Genomic DNA, 26,507 nt, shown 5'->3' on the forward strand with positions numbered 1-26,507 from the left:
AAAGCAAAAGCCCCGCTTATCCGGCGGGGCTTTTTGTTTGCTGAAATCTTGTTTCACGAACATCCTCACCGGGATGTTCTCACTGGCTCACAGATCACACTTTCACAGTAGGTGCCAGTCTCCTCAAACCGCTACGCACTTTTGCTGGAAATGCTCTGCCTGCAGGTTAATCAGTGCAGCAGCGAGCCGATGCTTTGAAACAGTGCCCAACCGAGAAATGCAGCTGGTACGGACAGTGCCGCCAGCATGATCCCCAGAAAGACATACGCCGCTTCATTCGGCGAGCGTTTGGTTTGTTCCGGAGCTTTGTGCCATTGTGCAGGAACGCCATCAAACATCGTATAAATCCTCCTTCTCCCCATGCCAGATTAGGGATCGAGGGCTTATTTCTTCAAGTCAAAATAAATCGATGTATTTTAACTTATGTTTGTGGTAAAAGCGGCGCATAAATGCTTGATATTGGCTGCTTTATCAGCCTGAGTAGCACCAAAATCCTCCAAAAATGCTTGATATTAAACATTTTTACTTTATTACTGTAAGTATTGTTATATCCGAAGTTTCAAAACTTTCTGAAATTCGAAATCGATTCACGAGCAATCTGCGTCAAAATGGCACGCATGCCCGAGCGCTGGTTTGGCGCTGTCGAGAGTACGCATAGGGCGATAGTCGAGCGGCGGGCATTCCGCTTGAGTCGCTTCAGCCGGATTGAAGTGATTGTCAGTAAAAGCTGGTCGGAAAATAACGCAGATAAAGCTCGGTCAGGACGCCCTTTTGCTGCAAGGCTTGCAGGGCATTGTTGAAGGCGCTGGCGATAGCGGCGTCGTCGCGGGAGACGGCAATGCTGAGGCCGGGTCCGAGATATTGCGGCGCAAGATAGGGGCCATCGGTCGAGGTGCAGCAATTGCCGCTTTCAGCATCGTTCAGCCAGAAGGACAGCGTCATGCCGTCATCGAACACACTATCGAGCTTGCCGACTTTGAGGTCGGCCAGCATGGCTGCCCGATCGGGATAGGGCTTTGCCTGCGCTTGTGGGAAATAGCTCTTGAGAAGCTGTTCATGCGCCGTGCCGGCAATGACACCAACCGATTTGCCGCGTGTAGCGAGCGAAGCAGGTTGCGCAAAGATCTTGCTGTTCTGCGTCGCGAAACGCGCAGGCAGCCGCATATAGCTGCGCGAAAAGACGAAATCCTTTCGCCGCGCTTCCGTGGGCTGCCAGCCGCCGATAATCGCTTCGGCATCGCCTTTCAGCACACGATCTTCCAGCTCATTCCACGGCGCAGCTTCGATCTGGCAAATATCCTCGATGCTGAGCTGGCGGCAGAGCGCCTTGGCCAGATCGACATTATAGCCGGAGAGTTGCCCCTGATTATTGAGCATGTTGAAGGGCGGAAAATCCACCGTGGTGATGAACCGCAGTCGCGTCAGCTTTTGCAGCGATGGCAAAGGCAGGCGTTCCTTCTGGTTGAAAAAATCCGGGGCGGACGGCGCCGTCTGCGCGAATGCAGTCGGGCTTGCCGTCAGCAGGCCAGCCAAAATCACCAAGCTTGAAAAACAACGTTTCATTGGCAGGCTTCCTATCATGAGCGGCATAATTTCGCGTTAACGCGCAACTTGCAAGGGTTGCATGCTGTTCGGCATACAAAATACAGGTTGCTTTTTTGCAATATTCTTTTACTTTCATTTTTACAATAATAAGTGAAGTGAAATAGAGTAAAGTATAAATATATTCTATAATTAGGATATAATAAAACAAGAATTACTGATCTATATTTATCGAGTATCATTTGTCCAGCGTCGGGGGGCGTTATGAACAGCGGATCGAGTGGCTTCGATCTGGAGATATGCGGTGCCATATCTGCCAGATTGCAGCGTCGTGGCATTGCGCGTTGCTTGCTCCTGGGGGCTTATGGCGAAGCGGTGCGCAATGGGACCACATTTTGCACGGAGCTTGTCCAGCAGCCGGGCGTCAGCGAAACCGCTGTTTTCGAAGCGATTGCGGATTTGCTGGGTCTGGATTTTACGCAGGAGCTGCTGCCATCGCGCGTGTTCATTTCCGATGAATACGCCTTGCACAATCTCACCGACATTGCGCAGGTCACGACCATCGGGCAGGACGGCACGACATATCTTTATATTGCGCCAACGGAGCATCGGATCAGGAGCCTGCTTGAGCATGTGCGTGCCAATCCATCACTGCGCAAACGCATCCGTATCTGTACCCCCACACTTCTCAGGCAAATCCTGCGTCGGCGTTACAGCGCGCGGCTGATTGACCGTGCCCGACAGATGACACCGCAATCCCTTTCAGCTGCACGCGTTCTGCATAGCTGGCAGGCCTTCGGCATCGCGATGGCGCTTTATCTGCTGATCGCCGCTATCATCAACTGGCCTCTGCAGACATTTCTGGCGATGCATGTCCTGATGACATTGTTCTTTTTCGGCTGCGTTTTGATCCGGCTGTTTGCCGTGACGACGGGCGGCCGTCTGTGCTTCGTGGATATCTTGCCGCTGAAGAAACGGGATTTGCCGGTCTATTCCGTGCTTGTGCCGCTTTATCGGGAAAAAGAGGTGATCGGCCAGCTGATTACCGCGCTCAATGGTATCCACTGGCCACGCAGCAAGCTGGAGATCAAACTCGTCTGCGAGGAAGATGATTACGAGACACGCGATGCGATTGAACGCCAGCATCTGCCTGCCAATTTCGAGGTCATTCCCGTGCCGCCGGGCGGCCCGCGCACCAAGCCGAACGCGCTAAACTATGCTTTGCAATTTGTGCGCGGCGAGATTGTCGCGGTGTTCGATGCCGAGGATCGCCCGCATCCCGATCAGTTGCGCGAGGCATGGCAGGCTTTCCTGCGCAATGGCGGACAGCTTGCCTGCGTTCAGGCCCCGCTGATTATCGGCAATTTTCGACACAATCTCCTGACACGCATGTTTGCCTTCGAATATTCGGCGCTGTTTCGCGGGCTTCTGCCCTGGCTGGCCGGGCAGGGGTTGGTCATTCCGCTTGGCGGCACGTCCAATCATTTTCGCCGGTCATGTCTGGAAGAAGTCGGCGGCTGGGATGCTTTCAACGTAACCGAAGATGCCGATCTCGGCATTCGTCTGGCGCGCTATGGATATAGCATCGGCACCATCAGTCGCGGCACAGTCGAGGACGCGCCGGAGGATTACGATGTCTGGCGCAAGCAGCGCACGCGCTGGATCAAAGGCTGGATACAGACTTGGCTGGTGCATGCCCGCGACCCTTATACGGCGCTGCGCCAGCTTGGCGGGTGGCGCTTTGCCATCAACCAGATTTATACGCTCGGCATCATCAGCTCAGCGCTGTTGCATCCGATCATGCTGGTGACGCTTGCCGTTCTGATGGTCAAACTGGTCATGCAGCCGCTGACGCCAAGCAGCCTTTCGCTGCTGGTGCTGGATGTGGTGAATATTCTGCTGGCCTATCTCAGCTTCTATCTGCTCGGCGCAAAAACCATGGAGCCGACAGAGCGCGGTGGTTATGCCTATCTGCCGGGAATACCGGTCTATTGGGTGTTGATTTCGCTCTCGGCCTGGCGGGCTTTGTGGCAGCTGGTGCGCAAACCCCATCTCTGGGAGAAAACCCCGCACAGGCCGAGCATCTTTTATTTGGGTGTCGACGACTGCGTGATGAATGCCGAACCGCGACCGATAATGGACTGATCTTCCGGGCCGATGGCGTCGAGATCACGGCCGTCATAGGGCAGGGTCAAAAGGATGCGCCGGATGGCGGCCAGCCGGGCGCGCCGCTTGTCGTTGGAACGCACGATGGTCCATGGCGCATAGCCGCTGTCGGTACGCTCAAGCATGGTGTGGAGCGCTGCGGAATAATCATCCCAGCGCGAAATACCGGCCACGTCCATCGGGGAGAATTTCCAGCTCTTGAGCGCGCTGTGGCGGCGCTCATGGAAGCGCTTCAGCTGCATTTCCTGGCCGATATCGAGCCAGAACTTGAACAGGTGGATGCCGTCCGTCACGATCATGCGCTCGAAATCCGGCGTTTCCGTCAGGAAGATTTCCAGCTGCGCCGGAGTGCAGAAGCCCATCACGGCTTCGACACCGGCCCGGTTGTACCAGGAACGGTCGAAGGTGACGAATTCGCCCGCCGTCGGGAAATGGGCGACATAGCGCTGAAAATACCACTGGCCGCTTTCGGTCGGCGTCGGCTTCGGCAGGGCCACATTGCGCGCAGTACGCGGGTTCATGAATTCGCGGATTGTAAAGATCGTTCCGCCCTTGCCAGCCGCATCGCGCCCTTCAAAAACGCTGATGACGCGCCCGCCGGTCGATTGCAGCCAGTATTGCAGTTTGACGAGCTCAATCTGCAGGCGTTCGAGCGTCGCCTCATATTCATCGTTCTTCATCCTGGACGAATAGGGATAACCGCCCGATTGCAGAGCCTGATCGTCGATCCAGTTGGGCAGCTTGGGATCGTTGATATCGAATTTGCGGGTTTCGCCATCGAGCTTCAGCTTGATGGGCTTATCGGCGGCTGGAGTATCGCTTTTTTTGTCGTTCTTTTTGTTAGCTGTCTTCGAACTGTCACCCACGGCAATTCCCTTTCGTTTATATCAATCCATGATATGGGCATATGAGAAGCTACGTAAAGACGCCGACGCTGATTTCGACTGAGGCATAAAGGTTTGTCGTCACGCGTGTTCTGGTCGGGGAAAACGGTTTTCCGGCTCTGGCAACAGGTTCAGCGAAGGCATCAGGGCCTGGAGTATTTCCAGCAAAAGTGCGAAGCAGTTTTGTGTGGGGTAGCGCGTAAAAACAAATAGATAGAGCGGTTCACCGATTCCGTTTTAACCGGAACCGCTCTAGTCCAAGGGATAGACAATGAGTGAAGACAACCGCCGTGCCGATGATGCCGAGACCGCCCCGGAGACGCGCGCTCCGGAAGCGTCGATCTTTGCTCCGCTTGGGCGGGTGAAAGGCGTGCTCGTTGTCAGCATGGTTCTGGCGGTTTGCGTCATGGCTCTGGAACTGCCTTTCTGGTTCCGGGCGGCGCTACTGGCGCTGGTGGTGCTGGGGGCGGTCTGGGTTGCCAACGAAGTCGGCAGCGGTGAGCCCGACGCAGATCCGGTCAAGGATGAAGACCAAAGCGAAATGGCCGGTGTTTCCGGCGAGCGGTTGGCCGATCTCCTCACTGATCCGATGATTGTCTTCGACCATGGCGGTACGGTGCTGTTCGCCAATGCGGCCGCGCTGGAGGCTTTCCAGTCGCTCGAAGGCGGAACGGCGCTTTATCTGCGTTTTCGTGCTCCGGAAATGCATGCGCTCATTCAGGGTGTCATCGCCGATGGCGAACCGCGCAGCATCGAATATTTCGAGCGTGTGCCGATCGACCGCTGGTACAAGGCCATGGTCAAGGCGCTGCCAGATGCGGAAGGGCGGCCCGAGCTGTTCGTGCTTATCTTCCGCGATCAGAGCGAAACGCGCCGTATCGACCGCATGCGGTCCGACTTTATCGCCAATGCCAGCCATGAATTGCGCACGCCGCTTGCCTCGTTGCGCGGTTTTATCGAAACCTTGCAGGGGCCAGCGCGCAACGACGTCGCGGCGCGCGACCGCTTTCTCGATATCATGCAGAAACAGGCCGAACGCATGTCGCGCCTGATTGACGATCTGCTGTCACTGTCCCGGTTGGAAATGCGGGCGCATCTGGCGGTCAATGAAAGCGTGGACCTGACGTCTATTCTCAACCATGTCGCAGACACGCTGAACCCGCTGGCCGCCAATCTCGACGTGGTGATCGAGCGCAATCTGCCCGATCATCCGCTGCTTGTGACCGGCGCCCGTGATGAGCTGATTCAGGTGTTCCAGAACCTTGTCGAAAATGCCTGCAAATATGGGCAGGCGGGCAAGAAGGTCATCGTCAAGCTCGAGACGGATGAAACCGGCAGTGCGCCGGAAGTCGTGGTTTCCGTACAGGATTTCGGGCCGGGTATCTCGACCGAGCATCTGCCGCGCCTCACCGAGCGGTTCTATCGCATCGATGTGGAAACCAGCCGGGCCCAAAAGGGCACCGGGCTGGGGCTTGCCATCGTGAAGCATATTCTGGCCCGTCATCGCGGACGTCTTGTCGTGCGCTCGCAGCTGGGCGAAGGCTCAACCTTCATGGTGCGCCTGCCAAAGCGTGTGGGCTGAGAATTAGAGCGCATCCCGAAAAGTGTGAAACGGTTTTCGGAACAAGATGCGCGCTCTAACGCGAGAGGCGGCGCAGCAGCTCCCATTTGAGCGGGCGAAGCCGTTTGTAAAGGCGGGTGGTGCGCAGGCCGTCGATGGTGCGCTGATAGGCGAGCGCGAGCTTGCCGCGCAGGGTGCGGGCAACCACATAATCGCGCATCGGGATTTCAATGTTGGCGAAATCGTGTTTCCAGGGTTCGTTGCCGAAGCCGAGGTCGAAGCAATCATAATCATCGGCCTTCAAGGCTTCGATCAGGCGCAGCATCAGCACTTTGCCGGGCGAATATTTGTTCCAGATGCCGTCTTCAAAGGTGGTGATCATTGCACAATAATGCCGTTTGCGCGTGACGCTCCACATGGTGGCGACGACCGCATCATCCATTGTCAGAACGGAAAAGTGCAGGGCATTTACGGCGGCCAGAGGCTCGGTCACCATTTCGAAGAAGCGGCGCTTTTCGGGATGGGTCTCGAAACCGGGGACTTTTGTGTCCTCAAAACGCTTCTGTTTTTGTTGCAGCATGGTTTCGAGAAAGGTTGCCCGTTCCTGTGCGTCACGCGTGACCAGAAAGCGATAGCGCCCGGCGCGGCGCAGCGCCTTGCCACGCTTGGCAATGGTACTATGGCCGCGGATCGATTGTTCGATCTCCGGCATGGGGCGGTCAAGCGTGATCCAGTGCGTGCCCGCCGAACAATCGCGATTGGACAGGCCCCAGAAAGGATTGGGCCGGCCTTCGACTTCCTGCGGCATCTTTTCAAAAGCCACCATATCGAAGGGCGGCAGGGCTGCAAAAATCTGCTTCAGCAGGGCTTCAGCGCCCGCTACATCCCAATGTGGCGCGTCTTCAAAAAGGATCGGCGCGTTGTAATCGGAAACACCGTCATCCACGAAAGACAGAATGCGTGCACCATAGCGCTGCATGATGCAAAACGGTACGAACAGGACTGGCCGCTGGTTCTGGTCGCGGACTTCAATCAGGCAAAGCTGAGCTTTATGCGCTTCGCCATAGCTTGCTTCCCAGGCGCGCAGAAAGGTTCTGGACTGGAAGACATAAAGCGCGCAACCGCTGCTGTCGTCGGCGTCGGGCCAATCCCTGGATAGGTCGTCAACGCGACCATGCACTTTGATTTGGAAATTGGCACTCAACATCAGCAGCCTTGAAATATCTGTTTGTTTGCCGGTTCATAAGCTGATTGCACAATATGAACTGACGAATCGACATCTTCATAACGGGGTTTAGTTTATTTGAAACTAAACAGAACTATGAAATGCTGGAAATCATCGCGGAAGTTTAACCTCTTCAAGCGATGACTGTCGATAATCAACCGGGAGCGGACAAAACGGTAATGTCAGTTTCGATTATCATCAAGACGTTGAACGAAGAACAGCGCATCGCCGCTGCGATTGAGAGCGCTCTTGCAGCTTTGCCTGACGGGCAGGTCGAAGTCATCGTCTCCGATAGCGGCTCGACGGATCGTACGGTGGAGATTGCCAGCGCCTACGCCGTGCGGGTGGTGCAGATCGAAGCGCCCGCACGGGCAAGCTGCGGTCTTGGCCCGCAACTGGGCTTTCAATATTCCACGCAGCCTTTCATCTGCCTGATCGACGGCGACATGATCATCGAGCCGGATTTTATTCCCGCCGCCCTGCAATATATGGCCGACCACCCGGAAACCGGCGGCGTGACCGGGCATGTGGTGGACCAGATTCTGGAAAGCCTCGAATTTCAGCGTCGTGCACGCAGGCAGACACCGGAAAAGCAGGCCGGTAATATCGACCGGATGAATGGCGGCGGTCTCTATCGCCGTGCCGCCATCGAGCAGGCGGGCTATTTCTCCGACCGCAATCTGCATGGCCATGAAGAGTTTGATGCGGGCGTGCGCCTGCGCACCCACGGCTGGAAACTCTATCGTCTCGACCGGCCTTTCGTACAGCATTTCGGCTATTCGATGAATGCCTACAAGCTTTTGACGCGCCGCTGGAAGAGCAAATATCTGCGCGGTACGGGCGAGGTGCTGCGGGCGGCTGTTGGCCAGCCGCACTGGCAAAATGTTATAAAGGAACTACCGGAACTGCGCCTCTGGGGTGTGGTCTATATCTGGTGGCTGGTGGTGATCGCAGCACTTTTGCTGGGCTTTGTCACGCCATGGGCGCTGGTCGCAGCGCTTGTCTTCGCGCTGTTGCCTTTCGTGCTGATGTCGCTTCGCGAGCGCAGCGTTTCGCTCGGCGTCTATGCGGTCGTGGCGTGGATTTTCCATGCGGCTGCCATGCCGCTCGGCTTCTTCCAGCCGCGCCGAAAGCCGCAGGACTGGATCGAAAGCCGGGTCTTGAATGATATCCCGAAAGAGACCCCGAAAGGGGCCTCATGAAGAAGCCGCTCGCCGCTTTTCTTACCTGCCTTGCCGGTTTCAGCGCGCTGGCGTTCTGGCCGGAAACGACTGTTGCGGAAGAGTGGATGCCGGTCAAGGAAACCCGGCTGGAGATGGCGCCGGGCAGTCCGCTCGACTTCTCGTCCTTTCTGGCCAATCCCGCGATCGATGAGCAAGGACGCATCGTGGCCAATGCCGCCGGGCGTCTCGTCCGGGCTGCAAAACCGGATGAGCCTCAGCGCCTGTTTTGCGCGTCGCTCTCCTGGCGATTGCCGTCGGCAGGCAAGATCGATCACGCTTTCATCGATCGCTATGTGCAGCAGCTGCGCATGCATGGCTACAATATCGCGCGGCTGCATTTTCTCGATACCGATCTGATGCTCAATCGTGACGGGGACTTCAACTTCGATCCCGAAGCACTGGATCGCATTCGCTATCTGATGGCCGCCTTGAAACGCGAAGGCATCTACTGGACCATCGACGGACTGACGGCGGAAAGCGGCGCGCTCGGCGGCAGGGATATGAACCGCTGGGGACCGGAAGGCAATCTGAAACGGCGCATCTATGTGGACGACACAGCCTTCGAACACTGGTTGCGGTTTCAAAAAGAAGTCTATGCGACGGTCAATCCCTATACGGGACTGGCCCCGTTGCAGGACCCGGCGCTGGCGTTGATCATTCCGTTCAACGAGAATGGTATCGAATTCACCAGTTTCCTGCATGGCAAGCAAGCAAGCGGCCCGTTCTGGCCGGGTTTTGCGCCGGCGTTCAATGCGTTTTTGAAAAAACGTTATACCAACACGGCGGCACTTTCGCGTGCCTGGGGCGGTCTTGCCGCAGAGGAGAACCTCGAAGCGGGAACAGTGCAACTGCCGCAGAGCCGTTCAGGCGGCGGTGCGCGGCTGCATGATTTTCAGGCTTTCGTTGTCGAGCGGGAGCAGGCGTTGGCCGCACGGCTCGAGGCCGCTTATCGAACGCTTGGCTATAAGGGGCTGATCGCACCCTACAACAACTGGTTTACGGTCCAGACCGCGCTGTCGCGCATGCCGCAACAGGCGGTCAGCGCCAATACCTATCATGACTGGACGGGGTCCATGGAACCCGGAACGACGATGAAGCAGAACAGCTCCATCGCCGATGCCGCCTCCTATGTAAGCGAGCTGGCCGCTGGCCGCTGGATTGGTCGCCCCTTCTTCGTCACCGAATACGAACACCTGTTCTGGAACCGTTATCGTTATGAAGCGGGGCTGGTTTTTCCGGCCTATGCCGCCTTGCAGGGCTGGGACGGTATCTGCCGCCACGGGCAGGGGCCGATCACGCTTGCCTTCGATGAGGCGGAGCCGCTTCGCCAGCGCATCGTGCCCTATACATTCGCGGTCGATCCGGTGGCGCGTGCGGGCGAAACGCTGGCCTCGCTTCTGTTCCGGCGCGGCGATGTCAAAACGGCGTCTTTCGCTGTCCCCTTCATGATGCAGGGTGAAACCAGTCTTGGCGATTCGCTTGAAACACGGGAACCCGAAAGGCTGAAAACTCTGGCGCTGGTCGGCGGTATCGGCCTGTTCGCCTCGGGTCTGCACTGGCCGGAAAACACGGCCAAAGGCATTGAGATCAATTATCGCAATGTTGCGCTCGACAATGTTCTGGGGCGTTTGAAACAGGCAGGCCTGCTGCCGGAGGACAATGCGAGCGATCCTTATCGCGGCATTTTCGCCAGCGCGACCGGCGAAATCCTGCTGGAACGGGACCGCACCCGTATGCGGGTCGTGACGCCCCGGACCGAAGCGCTGGCCTTCGCCGATCTGAAGGACAGTCTGACGCTTGGGCAGCTTACCGTCGGTCATGCCGAAGAGCGCGGCCTTGTTTCCGTGTCGGCACTCGACGAACAGCCCCTGGCAAGCAGCGAGAAGATGCTGGTGATTTTCGCGACCGATGCCCGCAATACCGGCATGCGCTTTCGCGACGATGCGCAAAAGGTGATCGAGGATTGGGGGCGTTTGCCGGTGACCTTGCTGCGCAACCGCATTGATGTCCGGCTTGCGGGTGCTGCATCGGCCTGGAAATTGTCTGCCATCGGTCTCGATGGCAAGCTTCATGCGCCTGTCGCCACCGGCGAGGGGCCGGTGGAATTTCGTCTTGATAACGGCGCGGGCGCTGACGGGCCGACGACCTTCTTCCTGCTGGAGCGTCAGTTCAGCCGGTAGCGCACAATCTCACTGAAAGTCGGTCACCAGCCTGCTCCAGCTTTCGCCTGCAAGCCCGCCGATGAAAATGTCATTGTGATCCAGCGCATTCACGACGCCGGGATTTGCTGTCACCACGCAAACATTGGCCTTCAGGCGGAAGAACATGACCGATTGCTGCGAAAGTGCGCCGAGAAAACGCGGATCGGCACGGCCCTGCGCCGCGATATGGCCCGCCTCCTGCAAATGCGACAGCATGACTTCGACAACGGCCTGCTCGCGGGTTTTGAGTGCCAGAATGCTGAGCACTTCGGCCATCCCGTTCGTCCGGGCGTAATAGCAGAAGAAACCGACCGGCTCGTCGCCTTTGCCGGAAACCGCGCAGAAGCGAAGCTCGCCGGCCGCACGGTTATCCTTGGCTAGGGTCAATACCCATTGCAGGTCCTGTTCTGTCCAGGCGGGATAGGCGTCATAGGTTGGCAGCAGCTGGCGGATCAGGCCGATAGCCTCGCCTTGATCGATCTCGCGCACCGCCAGTTTGCCATTGGTGGAGTTGCGCAATTTGGGTATCGGAACCAGCGCATCCAAAAGCTTGCCGACTTTTGCGGCGGGCCAGCCACGCAAAACTGCACGGCGCTCGGCGACGAACTGGGCCACATAGCTCGCGCCGCGGAAAATCCGCGTCCATGCCAGACCGTGCGTGTCGAGCGTGATGCCGCCAACCGCGCTGAAATGGCGCGTGCTGACGGGTGCTGCACTATCGCTGAATGAGAAATCATTGGGACGCGAGCGCAAGGTGAGTGTCAGTTCAGCCGCACCGCGCGGCGAGCCGCCGGGCCGCATCATATAGGCGCACAGCAGTCTGCCCATGACGATTTTGCCATCGACATGATAGGGGATCGGCAAGACGCAAAGCGTGCTGTCGATCTCGCCCTTGCTGTCCTCATGCACGATGCTGCACAGATCGGCATCGTAATAAGGGTTTTCGAAGAAAACATGCCGAAAATACTGGTCGAAACTCTCGCTGTGGGAGGTCGATTTGGGACGAAAGACCTGGGTAAACAGCGCGCGCACAGCTGGTATGTCATCGACACGCATCGGGCGCACCCGTTGTGTCTTTGTCTCCGCGACAGATATGCTCCCCACTTTAACCTGCCCCTCTGCCCGGACGGACCGGGCTTAGACTTGAACCTCTTTCCTTGCAGCTGCTTCGCGGCTTCTTTTGACGAGGTAGAAGACGCAGCACCACGAAGCCAACACGATACATATTTCAATAAAGTAAATTGCGGTGAAAGTGCCGGTGATTGGCGCATACCATGTGGCCGCAGCCAGCAGCGGCGCACCCAGAATATTGCCGACATTCAGCACCGCAGTACGATAGGTATGCTGGCTGGCCGCACCGAGCAAATCCACCGCAATCGACCAGAGCGCGACGAAGATCGTGATCCAGCACAACGTGCGGCAGAAGGCGATCAGCGTCGTGTATTCCTTGCCGAATAAGAGTGGGAGATAGGGCGCAGCGATGAAGACGACCAGTGAGGTCATCGTTCCAATCAACAGCGAGGCTCCCAACAGGCGCAGCGTGATCGGCAAGGCATGATGAATGCCATCGGCGCTGGCTTGCGACAGGCGCGGATAGACGAGGCGGTTCATCGCATCGATGGTCAGCATGCTGCTGTCGACGATACGGCGCGTCACGCCATAGCTGCCGACAATGCTGGGTGCGACGAGCGCCCCGAGAATGAGCAGATCGGCATTCTGGCGAACGGCGCGGAAGATAAATTGCGAGGCGAACATGATGCCGAGGCGGATTTCTTCCCGCACGATGCGATATTGCGGCGCGCCGAGCCTGCGAAGAAATAACGCATAGATGACGAGCACCAGTACATGGCAGCCGAACTGCCAGTAGGCCCATTGCACGACGGTTGAAATATCGAAGACGAGGCAGGCGATAACCGCCGCCAGCGTGCGCGCCACGGCAAAGCCGACCACCGAGAGATTGGCGGCAACGAAGTCGGTATGGGCGATATAAATCTGTTCGACGAGAAGGATGGCGCGGACAAGCACGATATTGGTGACAAGCAGAAAGAACATGCCGAGATAATTGCTGGCGAATTCCGGAACGGATTCAAGCCAGAACGGCAAAACGATCATGCCGAGGATCACCAGCACGATGCCGCTCGTCACAATGAGGATGATATTGTGGCCGAGCATGGCGGGATAGATGTCGGGATTTTGCGCCACGCGCCGCACGAGACATTCAGCGCCGCCAAGTCCGCAAATGTAGTTTGCGATGGCCGTGATCGCCATGACGGTCACGAAAAGCCCGAACTCGTGCGATCCCAGATAGCGTGCCAGAATGGCAAAAGTCAGCAGCTGCGCGACATTGGCGGCAAACAGACTGCCGCTCGAAGCGGCATAGGACAACAATGTGGGCCAGTAGCGTTTTAACATTTCATACTGCGAACTTAAGAGAGTAATTTGAACGGCATTATCTGTCGGCGCTAACTTTGCGCATGGGACCGATCCGGCATGGTTTTACCAACGGGCCTTTTCCCTCTCCCGACCTACTCTATGTTTTCTGTCAGATGTAGCCTTGAAATATGAACCCTAACTGAACAGGTCATGTATTTTCCAGTCTTATCGCGCATCGCAACCCAATAGTTGTGATTAACCATTTTTTTTAATCTTCTCATATAAAAAGCAGAAAGACGGTTTCTCCCGCGATCAGGGTAACCATAGGCCAAGGCAACCATAGGATTGATCGATGTACACCTTGCGTGACCTTGCTTCGAAGGCTCAGCTACCGCGTGATGAAGGACGCGGCGCAGAGACGCTCGAGCAATGGAACCAGGCTTTGGCGCAGAACCATGCGCCGTCCTATCCGCGGCCTGCACCTGTATCAGCCCCTGTTTCCGGGCCAATTCCCGATGAGGCAGGTGCCGACAGGCCGTCTGCACCGCATCTGGAAGAGCCTGAAGCAAAAGCATCCGGTGGCGGGCTCATGCTGCCGGAAATCGACCTCTGGGCGGCACTTGAATGGGTACGCGCGCGCTGGATATGGATTGTCATCCTCGCCGTAGCCGGTGCGCTGGCAGGCCTTGCCTATGGCATGACAGCCAAGCCGCGCTATACGGCCTATACGGATATGCTGGTGCCGCCATCCGGTTTGCAGCTGCTGCCCAATGATATTTATGCCCAGAGCCTTCAGGCCGACAGCCAGATTCTCGACATTGAAAGCAAGATGAAAATGCTCGTGTCGGGCAATGTGCTGCGTCGCGTCGTGCAGAATCTCAATTTGCAGAACGATGCCGAATTCGTGCCGCCGCCAGCCAGTTTCGATCTGCGCGCGCTGCTGGGTCTGGGCAAGCCGAAGGACCCATCGGATGATACGCTGACGGCGGTGCGCGCTTTGTCGCAGCGCATTGTCGTGACCCGTCCCGAACGATCCTATCTTGTGACGATCGGCGTCTGGACCGACAATCCGGAAAAGTCGGTGAAGGTTGCCGACGCGCTGGCGCAATCCTTTCAGGAAGAAGTTGCCGAAGCCGATGCAGACGGCGCAGGCCGTGCTGCCGCCGCATTGTCGGAACGCCTGACCTCCTTGCAGAAAGCCGCAACGGACGCCGAAGAAAAAGTCGCCGCTTTCCGCCGCGCGCATGGCCTCCAGACAACCGGTGGCGAGCTGGTCAGCGCGCAGTCCATGGCGCAGATCAACACCAAACTGCTCGATGCCCGATCGCGCCAGACGGATGCCAGTACCCGCTATAGCGAACTGACCCGCGATACGGGCAGCCCGGTCGGTCCGGCAAGCACGCTGCAATCGCCGACCATGACCAATCTGCGCAGCCAGTATGCGACACTGAAGCAGCGCTATGATGCGCTGACCATGACCTACGGTCCGCGCTATCCTGAACTCATCAACACGCAGCGCCAGCTTGCCGGGCTGGAGCAGCAGATCGCCGCCGAACGTTCGCGTATCCTGCAATCGGCAAAGGTCGATCTGGATCAGGCCAATGCGGTCGTCGATGCGCTCAATGCGCAGGCCACGACGGCGCGCTCGGCTGTGGCGCTCGACAATGATGCGCAGGTGCAGCTGTCCGATCTCGAACGCGACATGGCCGCCAAGGTTTCGATCTACAACACATTCCTGACGCGCTCGACCGAAACGCATCAGCGCCAGCAGCTTGATGCCACCAATATTCGCGTGATCTCCACGGCAATCCCGCCCATCAGCCGCAGCTGGCCGCCGCGCACCGTGTTGCTGGGCGCTGGTGGTGGTTTCGTCGGCATGGGTCTCGGTGTGGCGCTCGCGCTTGCCCTCGGTTACCTTGGCGCATGGCGTAGAAATCGGGAGAGCCGTGTCTGATCTCGCTTCACATCGGCGTGTCGCGGCCCGTGCACCAGTCAAAGCACCGGCCCACGATCTGACGTCGGTGTCGTCATCTTTCGGCGCCGCTCTCTTTCTCATCATGATCTTGTTTCTGTGGGTCGGGATCAGTCCTTACCCCGGAACCAGTGCTGAAATCGGTGCAAGCGCTTCGGCGGGCCAGTCGAACCTGCTGAACCAGCTGATGACGCTGACGATTTCCGTGGCCTTTCTTGCCTGTGGCCTGAGCAATCCTCTGCGAAAGACCATCCTTCAGCCGCGCGTACTGCTGGTAACCCTGTTTATCTGGATGTTTGTGACGGCCATTCTCTCGGCCCATCCCAGCATCGCAAGCCGCAAGGTGGTGCTGTCCATCCTGACCGCGCTCAACGCCAGCATATTCCTGCTGTTGCCGCGCTCTGAAAACCAGATGGCGCGCCTGTTGCTGATCGGCTCGTTCATCACGCTCGGCTTTGCCTATTTCGGCGTCATCTTCCTGCCGAGCCGTGCCATCCATCAGGGCACCGATGTGCTGGAACCGATGCTGGCAGGTGCGTGGCGCGGACATTTTCCGCACAAGAACGCGGCAGCGGCAGCACTGGTACTGCTCAGTTTCTTCGGGCTTTATGGCTGGCAGAAAGGCTATCGCAAGGCTGGCGGGCTGGTCGTGGTGCTGTGTGTTTTCTTCCTGCTGCATACGGGCGGCAAGACATCGACAGCCATGCTTCCCTTCATCGCCTTCATGTCTCTCATCTTCATGCACTGGCGCTGGACACGCATTCCCATCGCCATTGGCGGGGTGGCTGCGTTCAATTTTGTGGCGGTGGGTGCTGCGGTTTCCGACCCCATCCGCCAGCTCATCACGAGCCTTGGCATTGACGCGACATTTACCAACCGCGCCGATATTTGGCGCATAGCCTTTTCAGCAGTCGCTAAAAAGCCGATATTTGGTTACGGGCTGGACTCGTTCTGGAAAACACCGGAAATGGTCTATGCCGGGGGAGGCGGGGCGACATGGGCAGTCGCAGCTTTCAACGCGCATAATGCCTATCTGGATATGATGATCAATGCGGGTGTGTTTGGCCTGATCCTTATGCTGATCTGGCTGATGATCCTGCCGCTACGTTATATCAGGGCAGCCGAAGCGACTGGGAACGATCCTGCATTGACGCTTCTGTTCAGCCGTTTGTGGTTATACGGCCTCTATGCATCCTGCATGGAAAGCACGTTTTTCCAGAATGGCAGCTCTGTTTGGTTTTGTTTGATGATTGCCATTTTCGGCATGCGTCTTCAGGCGAAGGCGCGACTTGTGAGTTAAGCTTTTTGGGGCAAAGGCTTGGTAAAAACAATGGAACAGGACAGATTGGGCTGGGCAAGGGCACGTTTGGACCGGCTGAACAACAGATTGCACGACGCGCTGAGCCGTAGCTTTCCGCTGCGGCCTTTTCCGCTTCCGAAGGACCGGCGGATCATCAGCTTCACATTCGACGATGTTCCCGATACCGCCGAAAGCGTAGGCGCGAAGATACTGGAACAATACGGCTTTCATGGCACGTTTTATATTGCCGGTGGTCTGGTTGGTTCCGTTGAGGCGCATCGCCAGCTGATTACGGAAGAGGGCCTCCACCGGCTTGCACAAGCTGGGCACGACATTGGCTGCCACACTTTCGCGCACTGGAATGTGCCTTCGGTCGGCACGCGAGATCTTGTTGCGGATCTTGATCGTAACCACGCTTATCTGGGCGAGATCGAACCGGATCGGGTCGGACGGCGCAACTTCGCCTATCCCTATTGCGCGTCGTCGGTGCTATCGCGCGGCCTGTTTTCAGACCGTTTCGCGACCTGCCGCAGCGGCGGTGAGCGCATCAATCGCGATGCGGTCGATCTGGCCTTTCTGGAAGCCGTCGAGATACGGCAGCCGGAGCACCATGCGGAACAACTGACCCGCTGGATCGACGATCTCGTTGCAAGTCCGGGCTGGTTGATCTTTTACACGCATGATATCAGCGATAGGCCGACCCCGTTCGGTTGCACGCCGGAAACCTTCGAAAAGCTGGTTTCCCACGCGGCGCAGAGTGGCGTTGAAGTTCTGTCGATACGCGATGCGCTGGCTCATATCGGAGCAGATGGAGGTGCTCCCTGATGAAAGCAGCCGATCCGGATCACCGCTTGCTGGCGATCAATAATTATTTTTACCGGCGCGGCGGGGCTGAGGCGGTTTTCCTCGACCATATCAAGCTCTTTTCCGAGATTGGCTGGGAGACGGCTCCCTTTGCCATGCAGCATCCGGACAATTTCGCCTCCGACTGGTCATCCTATTTCGTGTCGGAAATCGAATATGGGCGCGAGAGCGGCCTGCTCACGAAGGTCGCGCAGGCAGGCAAGATCATCTATTCATGGGAAGCGCGAGACCGCATCAAGGCGCTGATCGAGCGTTTTCGGCCAAGTGTCGCCCATGCCCACAATGTCTATCACCACCTGTCGCCGTCGATCTTTCCGGTGCTGAAGGCGGCGGGCGTCCCGACCGTGATGACCGCACATGATCTGAAGCTCGCATGCCCGGCCTACAAGATGCTGTCGCATAACCAGATCTGCGAGCGTTGCAAGGGTGGGCGCATCTACAATGTCGCGCTCCATAAATGCATCAAGGATTCAACGGCGCTGAGCGGGCTGGTTTTCGTGGAAACCGCCATCCATCGTACGCTCGGCCTTTATCGCAATACGCTCGACCGCATTGTGGTGCCGAGCCGGTTCTATATTTCGAAGCTGATCGAATGGGGCTGGCCGGAGGAAAAGCTGGTCTATATCCCGAATTTCGCGCAGACCGACAATCTCGAACCCTTCGAGCATGAGGGCGACTACTTTGCCTATGTCGGACGTCTTGCGCCTGAAAAGGGCATCGGCACGCTGATCCGCGCGGCGGCAATTTCCGGGCAGAAGCTGATTGTGGCCGGTACCGGACCGGAGGAGCAATCCTTGCGCGCGCTGGCGGCTGAAACCGGCGGTGATGTCACCTTTGCGGGCTATGTCTCGGGCGAGCGGCTGCACCGGCTGATCGGTGAGGCAAAGGCGCTGATCCTGCCATCCGAATGGTATGAAAACGCGCCGATCAGCATTCTGGAGGCCTATGCGCTCGGTGTACCGGTCATTGGTGCTGATATTGGCGGCATTCCCGAAATGATCGTGCCCGGTGAAACCGGCATGGTGACCAGAACCGGCGATGCCGAAGATCTCGCCCGCGTCATGGGCGAAGCCGCCGGTCTGACACCACAGGCCCGGCGCAAGATGGGCCGTCTGGGTCGCGACTGGGCGGCTAAGGAATTCTCGCCGGAGGCATACCGGAACCGGACACTGGAACTTTACGCGGAACTGGGAGCGCTTTGATGAGACAAGGGGCTAAAAGGCGACGCGTCATGATGCTCGGCCTGCGCGGCATACCCAATGTGCAAGGCGGCGTGGAGCGGCATGTCGAAGAACTGGCCCGTCTTTACATTGCCAAGGGGTGGGATGTGGAGGTGGTGGGCCGCAGTCCCTATCTCGACCGGAAGCAGCCCTATGTCTGGGAAGGCGTGAAGGTCACGCCGATCTGGGCGCCCACGTCGATGAAGTTTGAAGCCATCGTGCATACGTTCCTCGGTGTGCTGCGTGCCGGTTTCACGCGCCCCGACATTTTGCATATTCACGCCATCGGCCCCGCGCTGGTGACGCCGCTTGCGCGCCTGCTCGGTTTGCGGACGGTCGTGACCCATCACGGCTTCGACTACAACCGCCAGAAATGGGGGCGGTTAGCGCGCACGACATTGAAGCTTGGCGAAAAATGGGGCATGCGCTTTGCAAGCGCCCGCATCGCCGTCTCCAACGACATCGCGAAAACGGTTGAGCAACGCTATAACGTTCCCGTCACCTTCATCCCGAACGGCGTTACCCTGCGGGAACCCAGCCGCGATCCGAGCTGGCTGGAAAAGCATGGGCTTGCCCCCAGCCGCTATATTGCGCTGGTCGCCCGCATCGTACCGGAAAAGCGCCAGCTCGACCTGATCGAAGCTTTCGCCAAGCTCTCCGATCCGTCGCTGAAACTGGCTCTGATCGGCTCGGCTGAATATACCGCCGACTATGCCGGTGAGGTGCGCGCCCGCGCCGAGGCTGTGCCGGGCGTGGTGCTGACTGGGGCATTGCGGGGCGAGGAATTATCCGCGCTTTTCAGTCAGGCGGGGCTTTTCGTGCTGCCATCAAGCCACGAAGGCATGCCCATCGCGCTTCTGGAGGCCATGGGCTACGGCCTCAATGTGCTGGCAAGCGACATCACGGCCAATGTGGAAGTTGGATTGCCCGACGACGACTATTTCCCGCTCGGCGATATCGACGCATTGAAAAATGCGCTCCGCCGCAAGACCGATAACCCGCTGACGGCTGAACAGTCACAGCAACTCATCGACTGGATCGCGCGCGACTATAGCTGGGACGGCATCGCGGACCGCACGCTGAAGGTCTATGAGGAGGGGAATAGGGGAGTAAGGGAATAAGGGATTAAGGCAGTAGGGCAGATGTGATCTGAATAGAATTACAGGCAAAGAAAAAGGGAGCTGTCGACGATATCGTCAGACATACTCCCTTATTCCCTTACTCACCTATTCCCTTAAATCAGCGTGCCCGGCGTCGCTCTGCTGTCGGCTGGAAAGCCATACGGGAATGATACTTGCAATAAGGGCTGGATTCGCAGGATTCACTGCCGCAGAAGTGGAAATCTTCGTTCAGCGGGTCGCCGATCGGCCACTTGCAGGTGCGTTCGCTGAGCTGCAACAAAGTGAGGCGGCGCGAAATCGGCACCACCACATCCGAAGCCGGCTTGATGACGGTCTCGGTCACCACTTCAGCAGCATATTCCATCTGCAGCGCCGTTGCGCCGACCGTCTTGGTAACGGTTGCCGTGCGCATCGTCGTCGTATGGGTGGTATGCGTGCTTCCGCCCGTATGCTGCGTCACAGGACGCGGCGCTGCTGCAACCGTATTCACCTTCTTGCTGCGCGGAGCAGCGGTCGTCGTCTTGCCACGACCCGAAAGCTTCAGACGGTGCACCTTGCCGATCACTGCATTGCGGCTGACGCCGCCAAGCTGTGCAGCGATCTGGCTTGCACTCAAGCCTTCGCTCCACAGTTTCTTCAGTAGTTCAACGCGTTCGTCTGTCCAGTTCATCGCCCTGGGCTCCAATCAATTTCGTTATCCGGAATCCACCAGTGTTCCCGGATTGCTCCAGGCGCAAACACCATATCTATCCGGGTGACTAGGTCCGCCGCACGAAATGTAGCTTTTTTCTTTAAAGAGAAACTACATTACCGGATGACTCCATGACAAGGGATAGCCCTGTCAGGCAGATTCCATTTTTAGGGTTTTCCCCAACTTGGGTGGCAAACACGGTTTTTCTTTGGTCCTGTGGTGCATTTTTGAACACCTGGGAGAGAGAAGCCGCCGCACGAGCCCTGTCGTGGAAACTGGGCACTATATATAGGGCGTGTGCCGGTCGCGCTACCCCGGTTACGGAATTGTTGCGGAAACTCTGATATGCCCGCTGTGCAGAGCTCGGGCAAGGCTTGGGCAAATCTGGCTCAAAGCTCAGACGTGCGGGCATAAAATGCATGAACTCATGCGCAAAGATGAGCGACAATCCGGGCTTAGTTTGATTGACATTTTTTTCGCGAGCGCCAATATACGCCCATGAATAATTGTGCCGCCCGGTGGGCGGCTTTTTATTTCGGCAGGACCGTCACGCGCGAGACGCATGATCCACCTGCTGCAATCCTGTGATAACCGGCTGGAGAGAGGGTCGCGTTATCGCTCAAAATGGCAAAGGCTGACAGTCCGTCTTCCTCGGATATGCAGCATTTAGAAGGGCTTATGGAGGCCTGATTGCAATGACCGACGCTACGACCGTGCAACCGCTTTACGACACCTATAATCGTGCGGCTCTGCGCTTCGAGCGAGGTGAGGGCATCTGGCTGATCACCGAAACCGGCGAGCGTTATCTCGATTTTGCGGCCGGCATCGCGGTGAACTCCCTTGGCCATTCGCATCCACATCTGGTCGAAGCCCTGAAAAATCAGGCTGAAAAGCTGTGGCATCTGTCCAATCTTTATGAAGTTCCCGGACAGGAAAAGCTCGGCCAGCGTCTGGTCGACAACACTTTTGCCGACAAGGTCTTCTTCACCAATTCCGGCGCGGAAGCGCTCGAATGCGCGATCAAGACTGCACGTCGCTATCATTTTGCCAATGGTAATCCGGAGCGTTTCCGGATCATCACCTTTGAAGGCGCGTTCCATGGCCGCACGCTTGCGACCATTGCTGCCGGTGGTCAGGCCAAGTATCTTGAAGGTTTCGGCCCGAAGGTCGAAGGTTTCGATCAGGTGCCGTTCGGCGACGAAGCCGCCTTGCGCGCCGCTATTACCGATGAAACCGCGGGCATCCTGCTTGAGCCCGTACAGGGCGAGGGCGGTCTGCGTGGCTTCCCGGAAGAATTCATGCGCCTTATCCGCCAGATCTGCGACGATAAGGGCCTGCTTTTGATCCTCGACGAAGTCCAGACCGGCGTTGGCCGTACCGGCAAGCTGTTTGCCCATGAATGGTCGGGCGTTACGCCGGACATCATGGCTGTGGCCAAGGGTATTGGCGGCGGTTTCCCGGTTGGCGCCTGCCTTGCGACGGCTGAAGCCGCCAAGGGCATGGTTGCCGGCGTGCATGGCACGACCTATGGCGGCAATCCGCTGGCCATGGCTGTCGGCAATGCCGTGCTGGACGTCGTGCTGGCTGACGGTTTCCTTGAAAATGTCCAGGCCACCGCACTTGTCATGAAGCAGGGCCTTGCCTCGATCATCGACCGGTTCCCGAATGTGGTTTCCGAAGTTCGCGGTCGCGGTCTCCTGATGGGCATCAAGTGCGTTGTGCCGAACACCACGCTCATTCAGGCGTTGCGTGATGAGCATTTCCTGAGCGTTGGGGCTGGCGACAATGTCGTTCGTCTGCTGCCGCCGCTGATTACGACGCCGGAAGAAGCCCGTGAGGCGCTGAACCGCATCGAAACGGCCGTGGAACGGCTTTCCGTCGCAAATCCGATCAGCAAGACGGCGTAATCATGGCTCAGGATAACGGTATCAAGCACTTCCTCGATCTGTCTTCCGTCCCGGGAAGCGAATTGCGCTCCATCCTTGAGGATGCAAAGGTGCGCAAGGCGCGTCTGAAGGCGGGCGAGATTGAAAAGCCATTTGCCGGCAAGGTGCTGGCGATGATTTTCGAAAAGCCGTCGACGCGCACGCGCGTGTCGTTCGATGTCGGCATGCGCCAGCTCGGCGGTGAAACGCTGATGCTCACCGGCTCGGAAATGCAGCTCGGCCGCAGCGAGACCATCGCCGATACGGCGAAGGTCCTGTCGCGCTATGTGGATGCGATCATGATCCGCACCACATCGCATGACCGCATGCTGGAACTGGCCGAATATGCGACCGTTCCGGTCATTAATGCATTGACCGACGACACCCACCCTTGTCAGATCATGGCCGACGTTCTTACATATGAGGAACATCGCGGCTCGATCAAAGGCAAAACCTTTGCCTGGATGGGGGACGGCAACAACGTCCTGCATTCGCTTGTGGAAGCTGCGGCGCGGTTTGACTTCAACGTCAATATCGCGACGCCGGAAGGCAGCGAGCCAAACCAGCACTTTATTGACTGGGCCAGGGCGCACGGTGCGGACATCATGTCCACGACAGACCCGGAGAAAGCGGCGAGCGGTGCGGATTGCATCGTGACCGACACCTGGGTTTCGATGGGACAGGAAGATCGCGCCCGTGGACACAATGTGTTCGTGCCCTATCAGGTCAATGCAAGGCTGATGGCGCAAGCCGACCCGAAGGCGCTCTTCATGCATTGCCTGCCTGCGCATCGCGGGGAGGAAGTGACCAACGAAGTGATCGACGGGCCGCAATCGGTCGTGTTCGACGAAGCCGAAAACAGGCTCCACGCCCAGAAGGCCATTCTGGCCTGGTGCCTGCAAGGCGCGTGATTGGAGTTTTCTGTGGCTGAGGATACCAGCAACGTTCATATCGAAGCCGAAAACGGCCAGTCGGGTCCCAAGCTCGATCTGGGTGATTTCGGCTTTGCCGGCGACGATGCCGTCGTGCCCTTCCAGGTGGAAGGGCTCGATGTGCGTGGTCGCGCGGTTCAGCTTGGCACGAGCATCGACGCCATTCTGAAGCGCCATAACTACCCGCAAGAAGTGGCCCGCCTGCTGGCGGAGGCGACGGTTCTGACCGTGCTACTCGGCACTTCGCTCAAATTCGAAGGCAAGTTCATCTTCCAGACCCAGTCCGACGGTCCGGTGGACATGCTGGTGGTGGATTTCAGCACGCCGCATTCGGTGCGCGCCTATGCGCGTTTCGATGAAGAGCGTCTGAAGGACGCCATCGCTGCAGGCAAGACTGAGCCGGAAGAACTGCTCGGTCGCGGCACGCTGGCCTTCACGGTGGATCAGGGCGCTTATATGCAGCGCTATCAGGGCATCGTGGCACTGGACGGCTCGACGCTCGAAGAAATCGCCACCACCTATTTCCGCCAGTCGGAACAGATCCCGACCGATCTCAAGCTCAGCGTCGCCAAGCTGGTCGAACGGGGTGCCGATGGCAAGCTCGCCGAGAAATGGCGCGCAGGCGGACTGATCATCCAGTTCCTGCCGGAATCGGAACTGCGCGCGCGCATTCCCGATCTGCCGGGCGGCGATGGCGACGATAATGAGGTCGTGCATCATCCGGTGGATGACGCCTGGGATGAGGCGCGGTCGCTGGTCGGGACCATCGAAAGCTCGGAACTGACAGATCCAACGATCGGCTCTGAACGGCTGCTCTATCGCCTGTTCCATGAACGCGGCGTGCGCGTTTTCAACGCCATCAAGGTGGTGGACGAATGCTCCTGCTCGCGTGAGAAAATCCAGGGCGTCCTTGCCGGTTTCACCGCTGAGGAAATTCAGGACAGCATCGAGAACGGCAAGGTTTCGGTGACCTGCGAATTCTGCTCGACCAGCTACGAGTTCGACCCCGCGCTGTTTGCGAAGTGATGAATGAGAATAATGAAAAAGCCGGGGCGGTTCAGGAGAGCCGCCCCGGCTTTTTCATGTCTGTGATGCAATTGCGGCTCTAGTTCAGCGTGCGGCGCTGCTCTGGCACATCCAGCGAGAAAGCCGGAATATCGACCTCGAATGTGTTGCCGGTCGGATTTTGCATTTGATAGCGGCCCACCATCACGCCGGACGATGTGGTCAGCGGGCAACCAGACGAATACTGGAACGAGTCACCCGGATCGAGAACCGGCTGTTCGCCCACGACACCGGCGCCGCGCACTTCCTCGACGCGGCCATTGGCGTCGGTAATCTGCCAGTAGCGCGATTGCAGTTGCACTGTGTCGGATGAATTGTTGGCGATGGTAATGCGATAGCCCCAGACATAGCGATTGTCTTCGGGGGCGGACTCGTCTTCCAGATAAAACGGCTCAACCGTTACTTCGATCCCCTGCGTCACCGCCCTATACATCGCATCCGCCTTTATCATGTGCCTGATGCCCACCTATCGCCAAAGTTGCGTTGGAGGTCAACGCGAAGCGGCAATCTGGACAGGGTCAGCGAGGCAGATTTTCTGCCTTTGGATCGTTCTTGCGGGGGATTGCAGCGAAAAGGTCACATTTTTTAAGACGAAACACCGTCTTTTGCGTGATCCCGAGAAGCTTCAGGATGAAAATGGACAGAAATCGAACGGATGATCCGGCCTGACGGAATCAGGCCGGGTCATCATTTTCTCTATTTAGCGAACCGCTGCTTTCAGCGCTTCTTCGACGTCTTCCATGAGATCGTCGGTATCTTCGAGGCCGACCGAAATGCGCAGCACGCCATCGGAAATGCCCAGCTCGGCCTTGGCTTCATCGCTGAGGTTCTTGTGCGTCGTGGTGGCCGGATGGGTGATCAGGCTCTTGGCGTCGCCCAGATTGTTGGAAATGCTGAACACCTGTAGCGCGTTTTCGAACTTGAACGCAGCTTCCTTGCCGCCTTCCAATTCCAGCGCGATCAGGGTCGAACCGCCCGTCATCTGCTTGGCGATGATATCGGCCTGCGGATGGTCGGCGCGGCCCGGATAGATAACGCGCTTGACGCCCGGCTTGCCTGCGAGAACGTCGGCCACAGCGGCTGCCGACTGCGTCATCTGGCGCACGCGCACGGACAGCGTTTCCAGACCCTTCAACATGATCCACGAATTGAACGGGCTCATGCCGGGGCCAGTATGGCGGAAATAATCCTGAAGCTCGGTTTCGATCCATTCGCGGTCGGAAAGCACGATGCCGCCAAGGCAGCGGCCCTGACCGTCAATATGCTTGGTGGTCGAATAGACGACGATATGCGCGCCAAGCTCCAGCGGCTTCTGGTAAAGCGGGGTCGCAAACACATTATCGACGATCAGCTTCGCACCGGCTTCATTGGCCACTTCGGCCACGGCGGCGATGTCGATGATTTCGAGCGTCGGGTTCGACGGGCTTTCGAGGAACATCACCTTGGTGTTCGGACGAACAGCGGCTTTCCAGTTTGCGATATCCGAGCCGTCGATGATCGAGATTTCCACGCCATAGCGCGGCAGCAAGGTTTCGACGATATAGCGACACGAACCGAACACGGCGCGAGCGGAAATCACGTGATCACCCGCCTTGACCTGACACAGAATGGCGGCGGCGACGGCAGCCATGCCGGAAGCCGTGGCACGGCCTTCCTCGGCGCCTTCCAGCGCGCACATGCGCTTTTCGAACATGTCCGTGGTGGGGTTGGCATAACGCGAATAGATGAAACCCGGATTTTCGCCCTTGAAGCGCGCTTCGGCGGCTTCGGCATCGGGGTAGAGGAAACCCTGCGTGAGGAACATCGCTTCCGACATTTCGGCAAAACCGGAGCGGAGCGAACCGGCGTGCACGAGCTGTGTCGCGGGGCGGAACTTGCGGGTAGTCTCAGTCGTCATTTTTCCAACCTGTCAAAAGCTGGTCGGCCGGGACGCCCAAAAAGCGTTTAGTGGCATCTCGGCGGCCAATAAAAAACCGGCCCAAAAGGCCGGTAACGAACCGCGGCCCTTTTTAGCGAATTCTTTAACGTGGCTGCAAGCCGGCCGGCCAAATCACCACGGAACACATTTTCATTATGCCTGTTGCGCAAGGTCGTCAATGCTAGAAGAACCAGATTCGCGGAAAAGCCTGCCTTGTTGGTTTGCGATTGGCTTCGATTCCTGCGGAAAACCCCGTTTCTCCGGGCGTGAAGGGTTGGCATCGGGCCTTCGAGTGGTCAAAGGTCTTTTGAAGAATTGCTCAGA

Annotated in this window: 21 protein-coding genes and 1 riboswitch; of the genes, 12 read left to right on the forward strand and 9 right to left on the reverse strand. The window is 57.8% G+C overall.

All coding sequences use genetic code 11. From position 1 onward, the window contains the following. Positions 1-170 precede the first annotated feature (170 nt). Entirely contained in the window at positions 171-338 is a 168-nt protein-coding gene (locus QBD01_RS03050; protein ID WP_171058783.1) for a hypothetical protein, read from the reverse strand. 379 nt (positions 339-717) lie between these two features. Then, on the reverse strand, positions 718-1,563 hold the full coding sequence (locus tag QBD01_RS03055; protein WP_280991551.1) for a transporter substrate-binding domain-containing protein: 846 nt from the start codon (positions 1,561-1,563) through the stop codon (positions 718-720). A gap of 243 nt (positions 1,564-1,806) precedes the next feature. Between QBD01_RS03055 and QBD01_RS03060 the strand changes: the two genes are divergently transcribed. Then, on the forward strand, positions 1,807-3,687 hold the full coding sequence (locus QBD01_RS03060) for a glycosyltransferase (RefSeq protein WP_280991552.1): 1,881 nt from the start codon (positions 1,807-1,809) through the stop codon (positions 3,685-3,687). Here the strand turns inward: QBD01_RS03060 and ppk2 are convergent. Further along, positions 3,630-4,574: a polyphosphate kinase 2 gene (gene ppk2 / locus QBD01_RS03065; protein WP_280991553.1), complete on the reverse strand. Its 945-nt coding sequence runs from the start codon at positions 4,572-4,574 to the stop codon at positions 3,630-3,632. The two genes, QBD01_RS03060 and ppk2, sit on opposite strands and share 58 nt — an antisense overlap. A gap of 289 nt (positions 4,575-4,863) precedes the next feature. Here ppk2 and QBD01_RS03070 point away from each other — a divergent pair, with 289 nt between their 5' ends. Further along, complete coding sequence (locus tag QBD01_RS03070; RefSeq protein ID WP_280991554.1) at positions 4,864-6,174, forward strand: ATP-binding protein; 1,311 nt, start codon at positions 4,864-4,866, stop codon at positions 6,172-6,174. Between the two features lie 55 nt (positions 6,175-6,229). Here the strand turns inward: QBD01_RS03070 and QBD01_RS03075 are convergent, their stop codons facing one another. Further along, positions 6,230-7,360 (reverse strand): GNAT family N-acetyltransferase, encoded by a 1,131-nt coding sequence (locus QBD01_RS03075; protein ID WP_280991555.1) that lies wholly within the window; start codon positions 7,358-7,360, stop codon positions 6,230-6,232. A 197-nt stretch (positions 7,361-7,557) separates the two neighbouring features. On the opposite strand from QBD01_RS03075, the gene QBD01_RS03080 reads away from it, so the two are divergent. Both QBD01_RS03080 and QBD01_RS03085 read left to right on the forward strand, forming a co-directional pair. Next, a complete protein-coding gene (locus tag QBD01_RS03080; protein ID WP_280991556.1) occupies positions 7,558-8,580 on the forward strand; it encodes a glycosyltransferase family 2 protein in 1,023 nt (340 codons plus the stop codon). Then, complete coding sequence (locus QBD01_RS03085; RefSeq protein ID WP_280991557.1) at positions 8,577-10,781, forward strand: glycoside hydrolase; 2,205 nt, start codon at positions 8,577-8,579, stop codon at positions 10,779-10,781. Before QBD01_RS03080 ends, QBD01_RS03085 begins: the two co-directional genes overlap by 4 nt. A 9-nt stretch (positions 10,782-10,790) precedes the next feature. Here QBD01_RS03085 and QBD01_RS03090 read toward each other — a convergent pair whose 3' ends face one another. After that, positions 10,791-11,858 (reverse strand): hypothetical protein, encoded by a 1,068-nt coding sequence (locus tag QBD01_RS03090; RefSeq protein WP_280991558.1) that lies wholly within the window; start codon positions 11,856-11,858, stop codon positions 10,791-10,793. Between the two features lie 81 nt (positions 11,859-11,939). Then, a complete protein-coding gene (locus tag QBD01_RS03095; RefSeq protein WP_280991559.1) occupies positions 11,940-13,214 on the reverse strand; it encodes a lipopolysaccharide biosynthesis protein in 1,275 nt (424 codons plus the stop codon). Between the two features lie 313 nt (positions 13,215-13,527). Here QBD01_RS03095 and QBD01_RS03100 point away from each other — a divergent pair, with 313 nt between their 5' ends. Genes QBD01_RS03100 through QBD01_RS03120 form a run of 5 tightly spaced genes read left to right on the forward strand, consistent with a single transcriptional unit; the run spans position 13,528 to position 19,652 of the window. After that, positions 13,528-15,129: a GumC family protein gene (locus QBD01_RS03100; protein ID WP_280991560.1), complete on the forward strand. Its 1,602-nt coding sequence runs from the start codon at positions 13,528-13,530 to the stop codon at positions 15,127-15,129. Beyond that, complete coding sequence (locus QBD01_RS03105; protein ID WP_280991561.1) at positions 15,122-16,447, forward strand: O-antigen ligase; 1,326 nt, start codon at positions 15,122-15,124, stop codon at positions 16,445-16,447. The genes QBD01_RS03100 and QBD01_RS03105 overlap by 8 nt, the downstream gene beginning before the upstream one ends. 30 nt (positions 16,448-16,477) lie before the next feature. After that, positions 16,478-17,272 carry a polysaccharide deacetylase family protein gene (locus QBD01_RS03110; RefSeq protein ID WP_280991562.1) on the forward strand — a complete coding sequence of 265 codons (795 nt, stop codon included), beginning with the start codon at positions 16,478-16,480 and terminating at the stop codon, positions 17,270-17,272. Further along, a complete protein-coding gene (locus QBD01_RS03115; RefSeq protein WP_280991563.1) occupies positions 17,272-18,513 on the forward strand; it encodes a glycosyltransferase family 4 protein in 1,242 nt (413 codons plus the stop codon). Before QBD01_RS03110 ends, QBD01_RS03115 begins: the two co-directional genes overlap by 1 nt. Before the next feature lie 32 nt (positions 18,514-18,545). Next, positions 18,546-19,652: a glycosyltransferase family 4 protein gene (locus QBD01_RS03120; protein ID WP_392391316.1), complete on the forward strand. Its 1,107-nt coding sequence runs from the start codon at positions 18,546-18,548 to the stop codon at positions 19,650-19,652. 118 nt (positions 19,653-19,770) lie between these two features. On the opposite strand, the gene QBD01_RS03125 is transcribed toward QBD01_RS03120, so the two are convergent. After that, positions 19,771-20,322, reverse strand: coding sequence for a GcrA family cell cycle regulator (locus QBD01_RS03125; protein WP_078337909.1), 552 nt, complete (start codon positions 20,320-20,322; stop codon positions 19,771-19,773). Positions 20,323-21,038: 716 nt separating this feature from the next. On the opposite strand from QBD01_RS03125, the gene QBD01_RS03130 reads away from it, so the two are divergent. Genes QBD01_RS03130 through QBD01_RS03140 form a run of 3 tightly spaced genes read left to right on the forward strand, consistent with a single transcriptional unit; the run spans position 21,039 to position 24,226 of the window. Continuing rightward, positions 21,039-22,250, forward strand: coding sequence for an aspartate aminotransferase family protein (locus QBD01_RS03130; protein WP_280991565.1), 1,212 nt, complete (start codon positions 21,039-21,041; stop codon positions 22,248-22,250). 2 nt (positions 22,251-22,252) lie between these two features. Next, positions 22,253-23,179 carry an ornithine carbamoyltransferase gene (gene argF / locus QBD01_RS03135; protein ID WP_182519302.1) on the forward strand — a complete coding sequence of 309 codons (927 nt, stop codon included), beginning with the start codon at positions 22,253-22,255 and terminating at the stop codon, positions 23,177-23,179. Between the two features lie 12 nt (positions 23,180-23,191). Next, positions 23,192-24,226: an Hsp33 family molecular chaperone gene (locus tag QBD01_RS03140; protein ID WP_182519303.1), complete on the forward strand. Its 1,035-nt coding sequence runs from the start codon at positions 23,192-23,194 to the stop codon at positions 24,224-24,226. 79 nt (positions 24,227-24,305) lie between these two features. On the opposite strand, the gene apaG is transcribed toward QBD01_RS03140, so the two are convergent. Both apaG and QBD01_RS03150 read right to left on the reverse strand, forming a co-directional pair. Continuing rightward, complete coding sequence (gene apaG, locus QBD01_RS03145) at positions 24,306-24,698, reverse strand: Co2+/Mg2+ efflux protein ApaG (RefSeq protein WP_182519304.1); 393 nt, start codon at positions 24,696-24,698, stop codon at positions 24,306-24,308. 267 nt (positions 24,699-24,965) lie between these two features. Then, positions 24,966-26,162, reverse strand: coding sequence for an O-succinylhomoserine sulfhydrylase (locus tag QBD01_RS03150; protein ID WP_280991566.1), 1,197 nt, complete (start codon positions 26,160-26,162; stop codon positions 24,966-24,968). 90 nt (positions 26,163-26,252) lie between these two features. Further along, a riboswitch (SAM riboswitch) is annotated at positions 26,253-26,332 on the reverse strand. Between the last annotated feature and the right edge of the window lie 175 nt (positions 26,333-26,507).

The organism is Ochrobactrum sp. 19YEA23 (assembly GCF_029909865.1).
Classification (GTDB): Bacteria; Pseudomonadota; Alphaproteobacteria; order Rhizobiales; family Rhizobiaceae; genus Brucella; species Brucella gambitense.

Coding starts and splice junctions, on each gene's coding strand:
- QBD01_RS03050 (WP_171058783.1), bottom strand. CDS start 338: ATGTTTGATGGCGTTCCTGCACAATGGCACAAAGCTCCGGAACAAACC.
- QBD01_RS03055 (WP_280991551.1), bottom strand. CDS start 1,563: ATGAAACGTTGTTTTTCAAGCTTGGTGATTTTGGCTGGCCTGCTGACG.
- QBD01_RS03060 (WP_280991552.1), top strand. CDS start 1,807: ATGAACAGCGGATCGAGTGGCTTCGATCTGGAGATATGCGGTGCCATA.
- QBD01_RS03070 (WP_280991554.1), top strand. CDS start 4,864: ATGAGTGAAGACAACCGCCGTGCCGATGATGCCGAGACCGCCCCGGAG.
- QBD01_RS03075 (WP_280991555.1), bottom strand. CDS start 7,360: ATGTTGAGTGCCAATTTCCAAATCAAAGTGCATGGTCGCGTTGACGAC.
- QBD01_RS03080 (WP_280991556.1), top strand. CDS start 7,558: ATGTCAGTTTCGATTATCATCAAGACGTTGAACGAAGAACAGCGCATC.
- QBD01_RS03085 (WP_280991557.1), top strand. CDS start 8,577: ATGAAGAAGCCGCTCGCCGCTTTTCTTACCTGCCTTGCCGGTTTCAGC.
- QBD01_RS03090 (WP_280991558.1), bottom strand. CDS start 11,858: ATGCGTGTCGATGACATACCAGCTGTGCGCGCGCTGTTTACCCAGGTC.
- QBD01_RS03095 (WP_280991559.1), bottom strand. CDS start 13,214: ATGTTAAAACGCTACTGGCCCACATTGTTGTCCTATGCCGCTTCGAGC.
- QBD01_RS03100 (WP_280991560.1), top strand. CDS start 13,528: ATGTACACCTTGCGTGACCTTGCTTCGAAGGCTCAGCTACCGCGTGAT.
- QBD01_RS03110 (WP_280991562.1), top strand. CDS start 16,478: ATGGAACAGGACAGATTGGGCTGGGCAAGGGCACGTTTGGACCGGCTG.
- QBD01_RS03115 (WP_280991563.1), top strand. CDS start 17,272: ATGAAAGCAGCCGATCCGGATCACCGCTTGCTGGCGATCAATAATTAT.
- QBD01_RS03120 (WP_392391316.1), top strand. CDS start 18,546: ATGCTCGGCCTGCGCGGCATACCCAATGTGCAAGGCGGCGTGGAGCGG.
- QBD01_RS03125 (WP_078337909.1), bottom strand. CDS start 20,322: ATGAACTGGACAGACGAACGCGTTGAACTACTGAAGAAACTGTGGAGC.
- QBD01_RS03130 (WP_280991565.1), top strand. CDS start 21,039: ATGACCGACGCTACGACCGTGCAACCGCTTTACGACACCTATAATCGT.
- argF (WP_182519302.1), top strand. CDS start 22,253: ATGGCTCAGGATAACGGTATCAAGCACTTCCTCGATCTGTCTTCCGTC.
- apaG (WP_182519304.1), bottom strand. CDS start 24,698: ATGTATAGGGCGGTGACGCAGGGGATCGAAGTAACGGTTGAGCCGTTT.
- QBD01_RS03150 (WP_280991566.1), bottom strand. CDS start 26,162: ATGACGACTGAGACTACCCGCAAGTTCCGCCCCGCGACACAGCTCGTG.